The sequence below is a fragment of the Streptomyces sp. SID5469 genome, from assembly GCF_009862865.1.
Classification (GTDB): Bacteria; Actinomycetota; Actinomycetes; order Streptomycetales; family Streptomycetaceae; genus Streptomyces; species Streptomyces avermitilis.
Window position 1 is genome coordinate 6,406,154 of sequence record NZ_WWIN01000001.1, and the last position, 17,105, is coordinate 6,423,258.

14 protein-coding genes are annotated in these 17,105 nt (G+C 70.1%); 7 read left to right on the top strand and 7 right to left on the bottom strand.

Annotated features, from left to right (window positions below):
- Nucleotides 1–9: 9 nt before the first annotated feature.
- The 4 genes from GTY58_RS41395 to GTY58_RS27650 all read right to left on the bottom strand — a co-directional run bounded on the left by GTY58_RS41395 (nt 10) and on the right by GTY58_RS27650 (nt 5,586).
- On the bottom strand, nt 10–1,437 hold the full coding sequence (locus GTY58_RS41395; protein WP_010986691.1) for an FG-GAP-like repeat-containing protein: 1,428 nt from the start codon (nt 1,435–1,437) through the stop codon (nt 10–12).
- Between the two features lie 223 nt (nt 1,438–1,660).
- Nucleotides 1,661–2,263 (bottom strand): hypothetical protein, encoded by a 603-nt coding sequence (locus GTY58_RS27640; RefSeq protein WP_237528896.1) that lies wholly within the window; start codon nt 2,261–2,263, stop codon nt 1,661–1,663.
- 114 nt (nt 2,264–2,377) lie between these two features.
- Nucleotides 2,378–3,184 (bottom strand): endonuclease, encoded by an 807-nt coding sequence (locus GTY58_RS27645; RefSeq protein ID WP_010986693.1) that lies wholly within the window; start codon nt 3,182–3,184, stop codon nt 2,378–2,380.
- A gap of 224 nt (nt 3,185–3,408) precedes the next feature.
- Nucleotides 3,409–5,586 (bottom strand): glycosyltransferase family 39 protein, encoded by a 2,178-nt coding sequence (locus GTY58_RS27650; RefSeq protein WP_107277524.1) that lies wholly within the window; start codon nt 5,584–5,586, stop codon nt 3,409–3,411.
- A gap of 663 nt (nt 5,587–6,249) precedes the next feature.
- Here GTY58_RS27650 and GTY58_RS27655 point away from each other — a divergent pair.
- Together GTY58_RS27655 and GTY58_RS27660 are read left to right on the top strand one after the other, a co-directional pair.
- Nucleotides 6,250–6,729, top strand: a complete 480-nt coding sequence (locus tag GTY58_RS27655) for a hypothetical protein (protein WP_010986695.1) — start codon at nt 6,250–6,252, stop codon at nt 6,727–6,729.
- A gap of 377 nt (nt 6,730–7,106) precedes the next feature.
- Entirely contained in the window at nt 7,107–9,017 is a 1,911-nt protein-coding gene (locus GTY58_RS27660) for a polymorphic toxin-type HINT domain-containing protein (protein WP_010986696.1), read from the top strand.
- 129 nt (nt 9,018–9,146) lie between these two features.
- On the opposite strand, the gene GTY58_RS27665 is transcribed toward GTY58_RS27660, so the two are convergent.
- Entirely contained in the window at nt 9,147–9,338 is a 192-nt protein-coding gene (locus tag GTY58_RS27665) for a hypothetical protein (RefSeq protein ID WP_037649842.1), read from the bottom strand.
- 230 nt (nt 9,339–9,568) lie between these two features.
- Between GTY58_RS27665 and GTY58_RS27670 the strand changes: the two genes are divergently transcribed.
- Nucleotides 9,569–9,994, top strand: a complete 426-nt coding sequence (locus tag GTY58_RS27670) for a DUF4279 domain-containing protein (RefSeq protein WP_107083045.1) — start codon at nt 9,569–9,571, stop codon at nt 9,992–9,994.
- 44 nt (nt 9,995–10,038) lie between these two features.
- Here the strand turns inward: GTY58_RS27670 and GTY58_RS27675 are convergent, their stop codons facing one another.
- Both GTY58_RS27675 and GTY58_RS27680 read right to left on the bottom strand, forming a co-directional pair.
- Nucleotides 10,039–10,260 (bottom strand): DUF397 domain-containing protein, encoded by a 222-nt coding sequence (locus GTY58_RS27675; RefSeq protein ID WP_010986698.1) that lies wholly within the window; start codon nt 10,258–10,260, stop codon nt 10,039–10,041.
- Nucleotides 10,253–11,047, bottom strand: coding sequence for a helix-turn-helix transcriptional regulator (locus GTY58_RS27680; RefSeq protein WP_037649840.1), 795 nt, complete (start codon nt 11,045–11,047; stop codon nt 10,253–10,255). Before GTY58_RS27680 ends, GTY58_RS27675 begins: the two co-directional genes overlap by 8 nt.
- 163 nt (nt 11,048–11,210) lie before the next feature.
- Here GTY58_RS27680 and GTY58_RS27685 point away from each other — a divergent pair, with 163 nt between their 5' ends.
- From GTY58_RS27685 to GTY58_RS27700, 4 genes are all read left to right on the top strand, one after another.
- Nucleotides 11,211–11,558 (top strand): hypothetical protein, encoded by a 348-nt coding sequence (locus tag GTY58_RS27685; protein ID WP_078234514.1) that lies wholly within the window; start codon nt 11,211–11,213, stop codon nt 11,556–11,558.
- Entirely contained in the window at nt 11,555–11,893 is a 339-nt protein-coding gene (locus GTY58_RS27690; protein ID WP_010986701.1) for a hypothetical protein, read from the top strand. Before GTY58_RS27685 ends, GTY58_RS27690 begins: the two co-directional genes overlap by 4 nt.
- A gap of 274 nt (nt 11,894–12,167) precedes the next feature.
- Nucleotides 12,168–13,043, top strand: coding sequence for a serine hydrolase (locus GTY58_RS27695; protein WP_237529558.1), 876 nt, complete (start codon nt 12,168–12,170; stop codon nt 13,041–13,043).
- A 288-nt stretch (nt 13,044–13,331) separates the two neighbouring features.
- Nucleotides 13,332–17,081, top strand: a complete 3,750-nt coding sequence (locus GTY58_RS27700) for an ABC transporter ATP-binding protein (protein ID WP_037649927.1) — start codon at nt 13,332–13,334, stop codon at nt 17,079–17,081.
- Nucleotides 17,082–17,105: the final 24 nt, after the last annotated feature.

Here is a 17,105-nt window from a genome sequence, read left to right on the forward strand (position 1 = left end):
TTCAGCAGGTCACCGCAGGAACGAGCCGAACAGCGCGTTCGTGTAGGGGGCCGACAGGGTCTTCGGGCCGAAGGCGAAGGCCGACTTGGCGGAGAGGCCGGCCGCGTCGCCGCGCAGCACCCAGACCGCGCCGTTGCTCGCGTTCTCGGCCGTGGAGGCCGCGGCGAGGTCGGGGTGGCCGTTGCCGTCGACGTCCAGGAGGGCGGCGGCGACACCGAACCGGTCGTCCTGCTCGGCGACTCCGGGCACCCCGGCGGTGTCCTGGTGGAAGACCTGGGTTCCGGCGCCCGTGACGCCGGAGGCGCTGCCGTGGACGAGGGCGACCGAGCCGGTGTCGGCGATCGTGCCGACGTCCTCGCCCGGTATGCCGAGCGCGATGTCGGCGTAGCCGTCACCCGTGACGTCGCCGACCGAGACCGAGGCGCCGAGTTCGTCGCCCTCCTCCTGGGCGCCCGGGAAGCCGGCGAGGTCCTGGTCGAAGCTCTGGACACGCGACTCGGACAGGCCGGAGGCCGAGCCGAGCGCGACCCGCACCTTGCTGTTCCAGCCGTCGGCGCCGACCACCACGTCGTCGAACCCGTCGCCGTTCACGTCCCCGATGCCGGTGCCCGTGAGGTCGCCCACGCCGTCGCCGGGTACCCAGCCGCCGGTGAAGCCCTTGCTGCCGCCGCCGTACAGCAGGCGGTTGCCCCAGGTGCCGTCACCGGTGTAGATCCACTGGACGATGTCGTCCTTGCCGTCGCCGTTGATGTCGCCGGCCTGGCTGGACTTGATGGGACCGCTGATCGAGCCGGCGGACGTGGCCAGGACGGGCAGGGTGGCGGTGGGCTTTCCGGCACGCGAGACCGGGCCCTTCCACACGGTGGCCGCGCCGCTCGGGGGATCGTCGCCCTCGACCTGCTGGTGGGCGAACAGGGCGAGGTCAGTCTTGCCGTCGCCGTCGAAGTCACCGGCCTGGGGGCTGTCCCCGTACCCGGCGATGCTCGTGCCGCCGGTGAGGCCGGAGGCGGAGCCCCACAGCACGACGGAGCCCGCCGTGCCGCCCGCGATCACGAGGTCGCTGAAGCCGTCGCCGTCCAGGTCGCCCTTGGTGAAGGTCGACCCGAAGCGCTGGCTCGCGGTGGCGGCCCCGGGGACGCCGCTGGTGGAGCGGCTGACGATCTTCTTGTCGGCGGCGGACAGGCCACTGGCGGAGCCGTAGGTGACGGCCACGTAGCCCGCCTTGGCCTTGCTGGACACCGTGGCGTTCGGGGCGCCGACGACGAGGTCGGCGTAGCCGTCGCCGTTGAAGTCGTCCTGGGCGTCCGCGGTCCCGGTGGCGGCCTGGGCCGAGGCCCCGGTCAGCGCCCAGGCACCGACTCCGCCGGCGAGCAGCACCGCGGCGGCCAGAGGGGCGGTCAGCCGCGCGGAACGGGTTCTGCGTCGTGCTCGGGACATGCAACTGCCTTTCGAGACGTTTGAGTTCGGCGCGTCGGGGCGCCGCGTCCAGGGAGTACGACTCGAACGGCGGGTCACTGGTTGTATGCCTGGGCGTCATTGGGGGGACACCGGGCGGAAGGCTGCCCTTCATGCCAGCGGCATGGCCCCTTCGGGCACCGCGAAGGGCAACCCGCCCGGACTCAGCCCGGCCTCCGCGCGCCTCGGCCACGAGACGCCCGGCTCAGCGGAACCAGAAGAAGATGCTGTCCAGTGTCTGCCCGAGCTGCTGGGCGCTCTCCCACTCCTCCGCCTCGAACCGCATGAGTTCCGCGAACTTGCGCGCCGTGGCCCGGTAGTCGGGTCCGAGCCGGTCCGCGACGGCCTCGTACGCGGTGGCCAGGGGGGCGGCCCGCGGTGTCGGCAGGACGCCGATCTGGGGAAACGCGTCCCCGGGGTGCGGCAGCCGCAGCGGCGGTCCACTGAACAGGAACGAGCCCGGCAGCAGGTCCGCGGGGATCCCGTGCCGGGCCAGTTCGTCGTCCAGGGCGAAGAACCACGAGGGCCGGCTCCAGACGCCGAGATCCGTGGGGTCGGAGAAGTGCGCCGCCACCACCTCGTGGAACGCGTACGTGTACGCGGCCCCCCGAGCCCCGCCGGGCACCCCCTCGATCAACTCGTGGAGTGCCTGCTCCACGGACACGTCGAGACCGATGCCCTGCTCCCGGAACCGGGCGTCGGTCTTCGCGCATCCCTCGCGCACGATCCCGAGCGCCCGCTCCTGCTCCGGGGTCCGCTCCACCGCCGTGAGCAGCCGCATCACATCGCGCATGTCACCGGTGCTCATCTCGAGGCAGTAGCCCAATGTCCCATCCCTTCGCCGGACGTCCGCGTCCATGATCTCCAGAGTGGATCAGGAGACGCCCGGCGGGGGCCACGCGGCGGGGCCGCGTCGGGGGGACTACCAGATCGCCTCCACCCACTCCGGGTGGTCGATGAACGGGTTGCGGTTGTGCTGGTAGGTGTCGTAGATGGCCTGGTTGCGCTTCTCCTCGAAGGCGCTCGGCGGGTCCTCGTCGTTCCACTGCTTGAGGACGGACAGCTTGCCGATGTACGGGTTGCTGCCGTTGTTCACCTTCTCGTTGGGCTCGAGGTCGGCCCAGCCGTCGTCGCCCTCGTACCGCACGGCCATGTAGAGGATCATGCGGGCCACGTCGCCCTTGTCGGCGTCGCGCGGCTCGAAGGAGTCGGAGTCGACAAGGCTGCCGCCGCCGCCTGTGACCGTGCTGCCGCCGTTGTCGAAGTCCAGATTGCCCCGGATGCTGTTGACCTGGACATCCGCCGGGCGCAGGTGGTGCAGGTCCGTGCCGGGACCGGTCGCCTCGCCGAAGTCGCCGTGGGACTTGGCCCACGTGTGCTCGCGGTTCCAGTCGCCGACGTCGCCGCCGTTGAGGGACTTGCTGCGCGAGACGCCGCTGTACAGCAGGATCACGTTGTTGCTGTTGTTCGGGTCCTGGTCGGTGACCTTCAGCGCGTTCCAGACGGCGGAGTACGAGATCTTGGTCTGGCTGCTGATGATCGTGTGCAGCGAGGACTTCAGGCTCGTGCCGGTCTTGCCGACGGCGTTCTTGTAGTACGTGCTGTCGTACGCGGTCGTCGTGGCGCTCGCGGGAGCCGCGGTCAGCGTCGGCAGGGTGAGGCCCACCAGTACGGCGGAGGTGGTCAGCGCCAGCGTCTTCCAGCGGCGTATGTGCGTTGTCGCGGGCATCGTGGGGAGTCCGTTCTACGCGTGTTGATTGAGCGGGCAACCGGATCGTGACATGGACATGAGGTCCGGTCAATGAACGGGAGGTGTCGGTTCCATGTCGGAAACCGGCAAGTCGCTTGATGTGCACGCGATGCGGCAGGTGTTGCGCACGCGATGCGGCATGCCGAACGGCCCCCGACCGGGAGAGCGGTCAGGGGCCGTGGTTGCCGGAGCCGGGCTGGTGGTCAGCCGACGTCCGACGGATCCAGGCGGTAGAGGGTCGACGTGGACTGGGCCGACTGGCCGTTCTGCGAGTCGGAGTTCGTGCCGGCGTTCGAGTCGGAGTTCGTGGTCGCACTCGACTCCGAGGTGGTGGTCTTGCTGTAGGCGCTCTCCTTCACCGCCGTGGCGTTCTTCTGCACCCACGCGGTCACCGCGGCACTGACGCTGTTGCCGCCGCCCATGCCGCCGCCCATCCCCGAGCCGCCGACCTGGATGTAGTGCAGCTCGCCCTTCTTCACCAGTTCCTTGAGCTTGGCGACCGTCATGCCCTTGTCGGTGCCGGTGAAGCCGTACATGGAGATGACGGGCTTGTGGGTGCTGAGGATCAGCTGCCCGGCGGACTGTGAATTGGACACCGCGAGCAGCCACTTGGCGCCGTCCTGGTGCTTCTCCAGGTACGAGATCAGTTCGCTGCTGGTCTCTCCTCCCATGCCGCCACCCATGCCGCCACCGCCGCCGCGCTGACCGCCTGTGCCGCCCGGAGCCGTGCCGTTCTCGCCGCCCGTGCCGCCGCCTGGGCCCTCGCCCGTGCCGCCGCCGGGGAAGCCGCCGTTCCCGCCGCCCTGCGGGGCGCCGCTGGGCAGTTCACAGGTTCCGCCGCCACCGGGCGCCGTCGGACCGCCCTGCTGGCCGCCCTCCTGGCCGGCCGCCTGACCGCCCTGCTGGGTGCCGCCGGGCATCCCGCCGCCGGGGCCGCCCGCGTTGCCGCCGGGGCCGCCCCGGCCGCCGCCGAAGCCGCCGTTGCCGGTTGACGGGCCGGCGGTCGGGTTGGTGCCGCCCATGCCGCCGCCCGCACCCCCCGCACCGGCCGGTACGGCGAACGAGTACGCCGCCGGGCCCGCGAGAGCCGCGACGATCGCCGCCGCCAGGGACGCGGCCAGCAGCCGTACGCGGGTGCCGGAGCGGAAGACGAGCAGGCCCACGACGGCCGTCGCCATGACCACCGCGATGGCCGGCCACAGCCAGGTGTTCCAGCCGTCGGCCCGGCGCAGCAGCACGACCGCCCAGATGCCGGTGACCGCGAGCCCGGCGGGCAGGACCCAGGACCAGCGGACGTCACCGCCGCGGAAGGCACGGAACAGCAGGACGCCGCCGCCTCCGCACAGCGCCGCGATGCCCGGGGCGACCGCGGTCGTGTAGTACGGGTGCATCGTCCCCTCGGCGGTGGCGAACGTGACGTAGTGCAGCAGCAGCCAGCCGCCCCAGAGCACCAGCGCGGCCCGGGTCCGGTCGGTGCGCGGGGCGCGGCCGCACAGCACCAGGCCGCCGACGAGGGCGATGCCCGCGAAGGGGATCAGCCAGGAGATCTGGCCGCCCAGGATGTCGTTGAACAGCCGGCCGAGGCCCGCGGTACCGGAGAAGCCGCCGCCACCGCCGCCACCGCCGCCTCCGCCGTTGCCCTCGCCGCCGAGGACGCGGCCCAGGCCGTTGTAACCGAAGATCAGGTTCCAGGCGGTGCCGTCCGTCGAACCGCCGATGTACGGCCGGTCGTCGGCGGGCACGAGCGAGACGGCGGTCGCCCACCAGAAGCTCGACACGGCCAGGGCCACGGCGGCCAGCGACAGGTTCCGGATCCGCTTCGCCCAGCTGAGGCCCGACGCGTACAGACAGACCGCGAAGACGGCGGGCAGCGCGATGTAGCCCTGGAGCATCTTCGTGTTGAAGGCGAGCCCGAAGCACACCGCCGAGCCGAGCAGCGGCAGCAGCCTGCCGTCCCGGGTCGCGCGCAGCCCGAGCGCCGCGGCCGCCACCATCAGCAGGACGAGCAGCGTGTCGGGGTTGTTGTCGCGGTTGATGGCGACGGTGATCGGGGTGAGCGCCAGCACGAACGCGGCGATCGTGGCCGCCGCGTGGCCGAACACCCGCTTCACCGAGGAGTGCAGGATCCAGATCGTGCCGAGCGCGGCCACGATCATCGGCAGCATCATCTGCCAGGTGCCGAAGCCGAAGACCCGGCACGACAGGCCCATGACCATGAGCGCGAGCGGCGGCTTGTCGACGGTCAGGAAGTTGCCCGCGTCGAGCGAGCCGAAGAACCACGCCTTCCAGCTCTGCGTACCGCTGAACACGGCGGAGCTGTAGAAGCTGTTGAGGCCCGAGGAGGACAGGTTCCAGGAGTACAGCACCGCCGCCAGGATCATGATCGCGACCAGGGCGGGCAGCGACCAGCGGGGTGTGGCGGGGGAGGGGGACGGCTCCTGGGCCGGCTCGGCGGCCGGTGCGCCGGGGGTCGTGGAGCGGCCCGGGGCCGGGGCCGGGGCCGAGGACAGTGGGTCGGTGGCAGATGTCACCAGTGCACCTTGCACACGCCCGATGGGCACGGGCTGTGCCGTACCTGGGCGCAGGCTGTGGATGAATGAGATACGGGTAAGAGAACGGCCGGCCCTCCGGGGACACCGGCCGCCGGTACGTGGACCTCATACCTGTGTGTCTGCCCGAGGCCGCTGCCGCCCCACCTGGGGGAGCCTCGATTCAGTCGTCACCCGGGAGCGGTTTGCCGACCCGGACCGTGGTCTTGGACCTGACGTCCTTTTTCAGTCATAACTCTGTTGTGTGGCCGAATCGAGTGCAATGCTGTGACAGCGGTGATCCTCTCTCCCCCGGTGAGGCACCCACCCCTGGCCCCGCCCGCGTGTTGCCACCTGGGCGGGGCCGCGCCGTCCCTCCCGGCCTCCCCACGGGAGGGCCGACGCCTGCCCGCAGCGGCGTCCCCGAGCCGAGAACGGGCCTACTGCCGGGAAGTTGCTCGTGGTCCAGGGGGTTCATCGCGTCGATGTGCCTTCGAGAACCCAGGAGCGTGCACGGTGCCCTCTGCCGAGCAGCAGTTCGCCGGATTCCTGCTGTCGCTGGACCGCTTCCAGAAACAGCTCGCCGAGTTCATGCTCGGCGCCTATCTGGCGTGCGACTTCGGCGGTGATTCCGGCGACGACGGCGATTCGGCGCTCAGCCCGCAGGTACGGCTCGACGTCGTGGACGGCGCACCGCAGGTGACGCTCGACCACGCCGTCATCTGGATGGACCTGGCCCGGGACCAGGAGCCGAACGAATACCGTCTCGCCGTGACCCTCACCTTCACCGAGGCGGGGATCGCGCTGGAGGCGTTCGTCCGGCTCGACCTGGACCGGGACATGGGCGAGTGGCCGGCCGGGGTCCATGTCCCGTACCGGCAACAGGCCGACGGTCTCGGCCTCGACGAGGCGCTGGCCTTCGTGGAGGCCCGGGTCGAGGAGATGTGCCGCCGCTACGACGACGTGACCAGGCTGGGCCTCACCCCGCGGCACTGATGCTCGAACCGCATCTCGTCGAGGTCGTGGAGCAGTTGCGTACGCCGTTCCCCGACGGGGTCCGGGAGGACGATCGCCTGAGCAGCGCCGGTACCCCGGGGGCGGGCCGGGCGTGATCCGGAGCCGGGGAGGCGATATGACGGGCGGTGCGCGTCATGGGAGTCCGTTCGTGCCGGCCGCCGGCATCTCGGCACCGCGTCGGGCGCGGTATGTGACCGCGTGCGGCGTTGAGTTGAACATGACCGAAGGTAACGGTTTACGGTGTTTGCGACCACGCGTTTGACACGCACGCAGCACGAGGGCGGCCCGACCGCCCAGGGGGAAGCGCGGACCCGCGCCGTCGAACGGCGCCCTGGGGTCCGCGCCCTGAGGAACACATGTACCTGCACGTAAAACAGAAGATCGTCACGCTCGCGACCGCCTTGTGCCTGACCGTAGGCGCGGGCGTGGGCACGGCCGCGGCGGCCGGACCCGCCCCGAAGCGGGAGCCGGAGCCCACGCTGCTGGAGATCGCGGCCAAGGTGGCGAAGTACTCCGACTGCGGTTCCCAGCCGCTGCTGGAACGGCCCGCCTGCCTGAAGGAGTTCGCCCTCAAGTCCGCCAAGCTCGGCCTCGGCGTGGGCGTCTTCCTCTACGTCACCCGTGACGCGATGAAGGACGAGGGCACCTCTTTCAAGGGGCTGGAGAAGGAGCTGACCGAGCTGCACAAGCTCAAGCCCCTCCTCCTGCTCGACCCGGACAAGGAGACCGACCCGGAGAAGAAGAAGCAGATCTACGAGCAGACGGTCAAGGCGCTCAAGGCCGCCAAGCCGCACGTGGACAAGCTGCGCACCGACGTCGTGAAGGCGTCCCGGATACTCGACGCCCACACGGAGTCGGTCGAGGCCCTCGCCGTGCTCGCCGTCGCGGTGGGGGACTACTACCCCGACCCCAAGCCCGTCGACGACCGGCCGCCGAAGGACACCTGGGACATCGCGGGCTTCTTCAAGGACATCAACAAGAGCCTGGACCAGATAAACGCCGGCTTCGACAAGATGAACGGCGCCCTCGATGACATGAACAAGGCCACGGCCGAGGTCAACCGGGGCCTGGACAAGGCCAACAAGGGCATCGAGAAGGCCAACCGGGGGATGGACAAGCTCAACGAGGGCATCAAGGAGGCCAACAAGGGGCTGAACGAGACGAAGAAGGCCGTCGACGGCATCGGCAAGGCCGCGTCGAAGCTCCACGAGGTACCCGAGTTCGACTTCGACTTCTCCGGCATCGCCGACAAGATCGGTTCGAAGGACACCACTCCCGGGGAACGGGCCGCGCAGGAGCGCCGGATGTCGATGCTGCTCAACCTGCTGCCCGGGATCGGGGACGGCAAGGGCGTCATCGAGGCCATCACCGGCACCGACCTGGCCACCGGTGAGAAGGTGAGCAGCACCGACCGGGTGCTGGGCTCGCTCGCGGTCATGCGCTGGCTCAAGTACGGGGGCAAGCTGCTCCCGGAGGACATCCGCGCCGCCCGCAAGGGCGACAAGGTGCCCGACTGCAACAGCTTCCCGGCCGGCACGCGGGTCCTCATGGGCGACGGCACCACCACCCTGCCCATCGAGCAGATCACCGTCGGCGACAGCGTCCTGGCCACCGACCCGGAAGCGGGGACCACGGGCTCGCGCCCGGTGGACGACACGATCTACACGCCCGACGACGAGGACTTCACCGGCGTCACCCTGGCCGGCGACGCGGCCGACGGGCCGCCCGCGCTCACCGCGACCGACCGCCACCCCTTCTGGGTCGAGAACCGGGGGCGGTGGGCCGACGCCCGCGACCTCAACTCCGGTGACACCCTTCGTACCCCCGACGGCACCGGGGTCCGGATCGACAAGGTCACGCACTGGAAGGAGCCGCAGGGCGCCTACAACCTGACCGTCAACGACCTCCACACCTACTACGTGCTCGCCGGTACGGTGCCCGTACTGGTGCACAACGCAGGATTGTGCACCGAGAAAATCGACAGCGTCTTCCATAACCCCAGCGGCAGGTCCTCTCAGGATCAGTTCGAATACCACTGGGAAAAGCATGCGAAGGCGCGCGGTGTCACGCGTGAGCAGTACCTCCAGGATGCGAAAGGCTGGGCGACGGGCATTGCCCGGCCAGGAGGGAAGAGAGGGCTCAACGCCAGCTTGGAGGAGTTGGCGGACGGGTCGCGCGGGATAAAATACGTGGACCCCCAGACGGGTAAGGGCGGGATCATCGGCCCCGACGGCAAGGTCGTAACCTTCTGGTATGGCGCCGACTAATGAGAGGATGAGTCGTTGTCGGACTTTATGGAGGACTACGCTCTCTGGCGACGCTTGCCGTTCCCCGGTCTACGCCGCGGCGAGAATGTGTTGCGCGCAGGCGAGAACCTGGCACTCATTCATGGCGACCTAGCTCTCGCTGACGAACATGTGACCCAGGTGATCCTTTTTGTCGACGAGGGGATATTCAAGCCGGCCCGGGGGGACGTCATGGGTTTGCTTGAAGGGATCATCTCTCGCTTGGAACGATTCGGCGAAGGCGCGACCACGGAAGAGCGAGAAGTTGTCGACGCCCATTTTCGGTATGCAGTTCTGCTGCATCGAATCTATGGTGAATTTCTACGCATAGGAGCTCCGTAGCCCGTGACCTGACCAGCAGGAAATGATGAAGAGCCGCTCACAGCGTGTGGGCGGCTCATCGTCAATTCATGCGGCAGAACCGTGACACGCTGGTTCAGGGAGGCAGTCAGGGTATGTATGAGATTCGCGGCTACGTCAACGGGGCTCCGCCGGGAATGCTTGACCGTTCCGACGAAACACAGGTACCGGCCGTGAGCGCGTTCCGGATGTACCTGAGGGTGGTCAGCGAGTCCCTGCAACCGGAGGAGATCTCCGCGCGGCTGGGGACAGGGCCCGACGAAGCGACCGCGATCGGCAGCCGCAGACGCCCCCAGTCGCCGCCGCGCGCGCATGCGACCTGGATCCGGCACGTCCTGGCCGCGGGCGGGCCCGGGCGGCCGGAGGATCTCGAACCGGTGGTCCTCGGGTGGGGGCCGGAGTTCGCCGCGGCCCTGGGGCGGCTGGCCGGCTCCGGGGAGGCTGACGTCTGCCTGGTGGTCGTCCAGGAGTTCACCGACCCCGAGGACCCGCAGCAGAAGGGCATCTTCCTGAGCGCGGCCCTGCTGGCCTGGCTGGCCGAGGCCGGGGCGTCGCTGGACATCGACCAGTACGTGTACCTCGACCGCGACGACCAGTAGCGCCGGTCTTGCGTAGTGCTGGTCAACCGGGCGTCGCCGGTTGTTCAGGCGGGGAACTCGCCGTCCTTGACGGCCGTGACGAACGATGCCCAGTCGGCGGGCGAGAAGACCAGCGCGGGCCCGTGCGGGACCTTGGAGTCGCGGACGGGGACGCCGGAGGGGTGGCCGTCCAGCACCTCGAGGCAGCTGCCGCCCTCGCTGTTGCTGTAGGACGACTTGCGCCAGCCTCGCAGCGTCGCGGCGTTCGGGATTATCTGGTCAGCCATGGTGTCCGTAGTCCTTCGCTGTTGCCCTCAGCAGAGCCACTGACTCCTTCAGCGGCAGTGCGTCGCTCAACGCGAGAGCGTAGCGACCCTGCAACTCCTGAACCACGGACGGGGAGTCGTGCACTTTTCCCATGCGGAGGCCCTCGCTGTACGCCACCGGCGGCTGGTCCTCGAACCACATGAGACTGAGCATGCTCTCCATCAGCGGATGGAAGCCCAGTGCGAACGGCAGCACGTGGACGCGGACCCGGCGACACTCTGCCAAGCACACGAGGTGCATGAGCTGCTCCGCCATGACTTCTCGCCCGCCCACGACGCGACGTAGCACCGCCTCGTCCAGCGTCGCCCAGACTACGGGCGCCCCCGGGGCATCGAGAATCTTCGCGCGCTCAAGGCGTGTGACAACGAGCCTGTCACATTCCTCATCACTCGCAGGAGGGAAGGACTTGCTCAGAACCGCACGTGCGTACCTTTCCGTCTGGAGGATGCCCGGAACGAACGACAGGGCGAACTCGTTGATCCTCACCGCCTGTTGTTCGAGCAGCAGCGCCGCTTCGAAGTAGTCGGCGACCGCCGCGTCCTCCCGCGGCAGAAAGCTGCTCAGCACATTCCCTGTGTTCAGGACCTCGTCCAGGCGTCGCGCGTCCTCCTTGGACGGGGTCCGTCGGCCCGCCTCGATGTGCGCGATGTGCGAGCGCGTCATGACCGCCGCGTCGGCCAGCTGTTGCTGCGTCAGTCCCGCCGTCTCGCGCTGCTGCTTCAGCCAGTCACCGTACGTGCTGGTCATGGCCAACTCCTTTGTGACAAATGCCTGGTCACACCCCGCCCTCTGGCGAGCCTAGCCCGGCCCGTCGCACTCTGTGAGTGGATCGCCACACAAAGCGAGACCCCCGCGACCGAGCGACCGGTCCGGGGGCGTGGCCATCAACGAACCCAACGGAGTTGACGACATGAGCCACCGTATCGCCCGCCTCTTCGAGCCGCTGCTGCGGCTTCTGCTCCCCGGCACGGGACGCCGTCGCCGCGCGGTCACCGCCCCGGCGCACCGACGCCCCACCCCCTCGTACGCCCCTGGACGGACCGCCCGTCGCGACGGGTCCCGCCCCCTGCGCGGCGAGGACAACGCGATGGTCCGCCCCTATCTCGTCGCCCATGAGCGGAGCGAGGAAGCGCGGCGGCAGCGAGCCCGGCGACGCGCCCTGTGGCTCGCCGTGCACGGCATCGACGTCGGCCCTCGGATCATTCACGGCATCGACATCGGCCCGCGGATCATCCACCGTGTGGAGGTGCCCGCGTGACCAGCGACCGGACGGAAACCGTGCGGCTGCTCCCGTGGTCCGGCCCGGAAGGCAAGCCCTGTTACGTCGTCGGCGACGGGACCGGATACGTCTCCCGCATGGCCGACAGCGTCGAGAGTGTGCAGCTGGGCATGGCGGCCCAGATCCTCGACCACGCCGCCGACATGCTCGCCGACCACAAGGCCACCGCCGCGCAACTCCGTTTCCTGGCGGCCCGTATGGCCGAGGCACTCCGCGATGTTCGCCGCATCGCGGAGAGCAGGGGCGCCCGGCTCCCCGGGCCGGCCGGTGAAGGCCCCGAGGACGACACCGAAAGCCCTGCGACAGACGTCTGATTCACCCGCGTCCGCTTCACCCGCGCCTGATCCCCTCGCGTCTGGTGCGGCGCGCACGGCCGGAGGGCAGGCGTCGGCCCGGGTGCGCACAACACTCGGGCCGCACCGAACCCCTGTCCGTGGAACGCGCGTACAACTTTCGGTCATCTCCGTGAGTCAAGGGAGGCGAGTGCGCCCGTGGCGCGCTCGTACCGCTTCAAGGGGATGGGAAGCCTTCATGACTCACCGGATGTCCCGGGGTGCCCGTGTGCTCGCAGTGAGCCTCGGTGCCGGGATGCTCATACCGCTCGCGGCCGCCGCGACGCCCGCCGCTGCCGTGGGGACACCCCAGGTCAGCTGTACCTCGGAGAAGGCAGGCCTGGCCGCCAAGCTCCAGAGCGACATCACCGCGGCTCTCGCGAACCGCAAGGGCACGATCGCGGTCGGCCTCTACGACCGCACCACCAAGACGAGCTGCACCCTGCGTTCCAGCACCGCCTACGACTCGGCGAGCGTCGTCAAGGTCACCGTGCTGGCCACGCTGCTGTGGGACGCCAAGAAGCACAACCGCTATCTCACGTCGCGCGAGACCGACCTCGCCACGGACATGATCACCAAGTCCGACAACACCGCGACCAGCACACTGTGGAGGCAGCTGGGCGTGACCAAGGTGAAAGGTTTCCTCGCTGCCGCCGGGATGACGCAGACGAAGCCGGGAGCGGACGGCTACTGGGGCCTCACCCAGATCACGGTCCGCGACGAGCAGAAGCTGCTCGCCCTCGTCACCGCCAAGAACTCCGTCCTGACCGACAACTCCCGTGCCTACATCCTGAAGCTGATGGGCAAGGTCGTCTCCTCGCAGCGCTGGGGCACCCCGGCCGGCGCGCCCTCGTCCGTCGCCGTGCACGTCAAGAACGGCTGGCTGTCCCGGGCGACGCACGGCTGGCGCGTCCACAGCGTCGGCACCTTCAACGGCGGCGGCCACGACTACACGATGACCGTGCTCACCCACGGCAACAGCACCATGGACTACGGCGTCGACACCATCCAGGCCGTGGCCAAGGCCATCCACAAGGACCTGGTGCCGGCCACCAGCAGCGCGAGCGTCCAGCGGTACGTGCCCACGGACACGCCCAAGGAGGCGTTCCCGGCGGTGCCCGCCACCGGCTGACGTCACCGCCGGCCCCGGCGGCGGCCACCTGTCTGTCCGCCGCCGGGTCCGCCCACGCTCGCGCTCACGCGGACCGAGCCCGTTCGTCCTCCGTCACCCTCGACAGCTTCTCCGACGCCCTCGACCGGAAGACGCTGCGCCTGGTGAACTGTCCTTCACTGGGCGCCCAGGTCTGCGTACTCCCTGCGTGCAAGCCCGCCGATTGTTGCGGAGGGATGAAATCCGGTTCGTTGTGCGTTGGTGCCTTCCGGAAGATCAGGACGGATGGACGGACGGAAAGGCACCGGCGTGACAGCGCACGAGGGGGAGACAGCGCACGAGGGGGAGCCGCGCGGCTGGGCGTATCGGCTCGCGGGATACGCCTGGCGGTATCCCAAGGACGTCGTCCTCGCGCTCGGCTCCTCGCTCGCCGGCATGGCCGTCATGGCGCTCGTCCCGCTGATCACCAAGGTGATCATCGACGACGTCGTCGGGAACCACACCCGCGACATGGCCCCCTGGGCGGGCGCGCTCATCGGTGCCGCCGTCCTCGTGTACGCCTCCACCTATGTCCGCCGCTACTACGGCGGACGTCTCGCCCTCGACGTCCAGCACGACCTCCGCACGGCGATGTACGGGACGATCACCCGGCTCGACGGGCGGCGGCAGGACGAGCTGTCCACCGGCCAGGTCGTCGGCCGCGCCACCAGTGACCTCCAGCTGATCCAGGGCCTCCTCTTCATGCTCCCGATGACCATCGGGAACGTCCTGCTCTTCCTGATCTCGCTCGGGATCATGGCCTGGCTCTCGCTGCCGCTCACCCTGGTCGCGCTGGCGGTCGCCCCCGCCCTCTGGTTCGTCGCCAGGCGCAGCCGCTCCAGGCTCCACCCCGCCACCTGGTACGCGCAGGCGCAGGCCGCCGCCGTCGCGGGTGTCGTCGACGGCGCGGTCAGCGGCGTACGCGTGGTGAAGGGCTTCGGGCAGGAGGACCAGGAGACCGGGAAGCTCCGGGAGGTCGGGCGCCGGCTCTTCGCGGGGCGGCTGCGCACCATCCGCCTGAACGCCAAGTACACCCCGGCTCTCCAGGCCGTCCCCGCCCTCGGCCAGGTCGCGATGCTCGCGCTCGGCGGCTGGCTCGCCGTGCGCGGTCAGATCACGCTGGGTACGTTCGTCGCCTTCTCGTCGTATCTCGCGCAGCTCGTCGGACCGGTGCGGATGCTCGCCGTGGTGCTGACCGTCGGGCAGCAGGCCCGGGCCGGCGCCGAGCGGGTCCTGGAGCTGATCGACACCGAGCCGTCGATCGAGGACGGGAAGAAGACCCTTCCGTCCGACGCGCCCGCGACCGTCGAGTTCGACGACGTGTTGTTCGGCTACGAGGAGGGCCGCCCGGTCCTCGACGGGCTGAGCTTCGAGATCCGCCCCGGCGAGACCCTCGCCGTCGTCGGCTCCTCCGGCTCCGGCAAGTCGACCGTGTCGCTGCTGCTGCCCCGCTTCTACGACGTCACCCACGGCGCGGTCCTCGTCGGCGGCCACGACGTGCGCGAGCTGACGACCGAGTCCCTGCGGGCCGCGATCGGGCTCGTCCCCGAGGACTCCTTCCTCTTCTCCGACACCGTGCGCGCCAACATCGCGTACGGCCGCCCGGACGCCACCCGGGAGCAGATCGAGACCGCGGCCCGTGCCGCCCAGGCGGATCGTTTCATCGCCGAGCTGCCGGACGGGTACGACACCAAGGTCGGCGAGCACGGCCTCACCCTCTCCGGCGGCCAGCGCCAGCGCGTCGCCCTCGCCCGCGCCATCCTCACCGACCCGCGCCTGCTCGTCCTCGACGACGCCACCTCCGCGGTGGACGCCCGAGTCGAACACGAGATCCACGAGGCGCTCCAGCAGGTCATGCGGGGCCGTACGACGCTCCTCATAGCCCACCGCCGCTCCACCCTGAACCTCGCCGACCGCATCGCCGTCCTCGACGCCGGCCGCCTCGCCGACATCGGCACGCACGAGGAGCTCCAGGAGCGCTCGTCCCTGTACCGGCGGCTGCTCACCGACCCGGACGAGCTGGGCGGGGTCTCGCCCGGCCACGCCCAGCCCTTCCCGGTGCGGGAGGACACCTCCGTACGGGACGAACTGGACGCGGAGTTCGACGCCGAGCGGGGCGTCACTCCGCACCTGTGGACCGGCGACCGCGAGCCCAAGGACACCGCGCTCGCCGGAATGCCCGCCACTCCCGAACTCCTCGCCCAGGTCGAGGCGCTGCCCCCGGCCGGCGACCGCCCCGACATCGACGAGGCGCGCGCGGTCACGCCCGAACAGTCGTACGGGCTGCGCAGGCTGTTGCGCGGTTTCGGGGCGCCGCTGCTCATCAGCCTCGGCCTGGTCGCGGTCGACGCGGTGATGAGCCTGCTGCTTCCGGTGCTGATCCGGCACGGCATCGACCAGGGGGTGACCCGGATGGCCCTCGGCGCGGTGTGGGCCGCCGCCGGGCTCGGCCTGTTCACCGTGCTCGTCCAGTGGGCCGCGCAGATCGGCGAGACGCGGATGACGGGCCGGACGGGCGAGCGGGTCCTGTACTCGCTCCGGCTGAAGATCTTCGCGCAGCTGCAACGACTCGGGCTCGACTACTACGAGCGGGAGCTGACCGGGCGGATCATGACCCGGATGACCACCGACGTCGATGCGCTGTCGACGTTCCTCCAGACGGGGCTCGTCACCGCGTTCGTCTCCGTGGTCACCTTCTTCGGCATCATGGTCGCGCTGCTCGTGATCGACGTGCAGCTCGCGCTGGTGGTGTTCGTGACGCTGCCGCCGCTGATCATCGCCACGTTCTTCTTCCGCCGGGCGAGTGTGAAGGCGTACGAACTCGCCCGCGAGCGGGTGTCGGCGGTGAACGCGGACCTTCAGGAGTCGGTCTCCGGGCTGCTGATCCTCCAGGCCTTCCGGCGCGAGCGGTCGGGCCGGCAGCGGTTCGCGGACGGCAGCGACAGCTACCGCAGGGCGCGTATCCGCGGGCAGTGGCTGATCTCGGTCTACTTCCCGTTCGTACAGCTGCTGTCGTCGGTGGCCGCGGCCGCCGTCCTGATCATGGGCGCGCACCGCGTCGACGCGGGAACGCTGACGACCGGTGCGCTGGTCGCGTACCTCCTCTACATCGACCTGTTCTTCGCGCCCGTGCAGCAGCTCTCCCAGGTCTTCGACGGCTACCAGCAGGCGACCGTGTCGCTGGGCCGGATCCAGGAGCTGCTCCAGGAGCCGACGTCGACGAAGGCCGCGGACGAGCCGCTCGAGGTGCTCTCGCTGCGCGGTGACATCGTCTTCGAGGACGTCGACTTCGCGTACGGGGACGACGAAGAGGCCCTCAGGGAGGTCTCCCTGGCCATCCCCGCCGGGCAGACCGTGGCCTTCGTCGGTGAGACCGGCGCGGGCAAGTCGACGCTGGTGAAGCTGGTCGCGCGGTTCTACGACCCGACGGGTGGCCGGGTCACGGTCGACGGCGCCGATCTGCGGGCCCTCGACCTGACGTCGTACCGGCACCGGCTGGGCGTCGTGCCGCAGGAGGCGTATCTGTTCCAGGGCACCGTCCGGGACGCCATCGCCTACGGCCGCCCCGACGCGACCGACGCCCAGGTGGAGGCCGCCGCTCGCGCGGTCGGCGCGCACGACATGATCGCCACGCTCGACGGCGGCTATCTGCACGAGGTCGCCGAGCGCGGCCGCAACCTGTCCGCCGGACAACGCCAGTTGATCGCCCTGGCCCGCGCCGAACTCGTCGACCCGGACATCCTCCTCCTCGACGAGGCCACCGCCGCGCTGGACCTGGCGACGGAGGCCGTGGTCAACCAGGCGACCGACCGCGTCGCCGGCCGCCGTACGACCCTGGTGGTCGCCCACCGCCTGACGACCGCGGCCCGCGCGGACCGGGTCGTGCTCATGGACCACGGCCGCATCGCCGAGGACGGCACCCACGAGCAGCTGCTCCAGCTGGGCGGCCGGTACGCGCAGTTGTGGCGGACGTTCGTCGGAGCGGCCGAGCCAGGGGAGCCGGTGGCGTCCTCCGCCTGACGACGGCGCCCGTCTCCGCGCGCC